At 68.6% G+C, this 953-nt stretch carries 1 pseudogene; it reads left to right on the forward strand.

Going from position 1 to position 953, the window contains the following annotated elements:
• A pseudogene (locus OQ02_RS40650) lies at positions 1-953 on the forward strand (beta-ketoacyl synthase N-terminal-like domain-containing protein); the annotation flags it as partial.

Here is a 953-nt window from a genome sequence, read left to right on the forward strand (position 1 = left end):
CAGCAGCGTTTGTTGTTGGAGGCGGTGTGGGAGGCGTTCGAGGACGGGGGTATCGATCCGACGGCGTTGCGGGGCAGTGACACCGGCGTGTTCGCCGGGGTGTCCACCTCGGACTACAGCGCTCTCGCCCGCACCGATGAGGTGAACCTGGGCGGTTACTGGGGCATGGGCACGTCCGGCAGCGTGGTGTCCGGGCGGGTGGCGTATTCGTTCGGGTTCGTGGGTCCGGCGATCACGGTGGACACGGCGTGTTCGTCGTCGTTGGTGGCGGTGCACTTGGCGTCGCAGACGGCACCGGGTGGTCCGAGGGCGTCGGGGTGCTGGTGCTGGAACGCTTGTCGGACGCCCGTCGCTTGGGGCACAACGTGTTGGCGGTGGTGCGCGGCTCGGCGGTCAACCAGGACGGTGCGTCGAACGGGCTCACCGCACCGAACGGCCCGTCGCAGGAGCGGGTGATCCAAGCGGCGCTGGCGGACGGTGGTCTGGCCCCGTCCGATGTGGATGCCGTTGAGGCGCACGGCACCGGGACGGTGTTGGGTGATCCCATTGAGGCGCAGGCGTTGTTGGCCACCTATGGTCAGGGGCGGCCGGAGGATCGGCCGTTGTGGTTGGGGTCGATCAAGTCGAACATCGGTCACGCCCAGGCTGCGGCGGGTGCGGCGGGTCTGATCAAGATGATCATGGCGATGCGGCACGAGACGCTGCCGCCGACGCTGCACGTGGCCACGCCCACCCCGAAGGTGGACTGGTCGGCGGGCCGGATGGAGCTGCTGACGGAAGCCCGTCCGTGGCCGGACGTCGAACGCCCGTGGCGGGCCGGGATCTCTTCCTTCGGTGCCAGTGGCACCAATGCGCACGTGATTGTGGAGCAGGCTCCGGTGGTGTCGGTGGGGTCTGTTCGGCCTGGTGTGCGTGGTGTGGTGTCGGATGTTGTGGTGTGGGTGGTGTCGGCT

Origin of the sequence: Saccharothrix sp. NRRL B-16314, assembly GCF_000716595.1 — a bacterium.
In the GTDB taxonomy this organism is placed as follows: Bacteria; Actinomycetota; Actinomycetes; order Mycobacteriales; family Pseudonocardiaceae; genus Actinosynnema.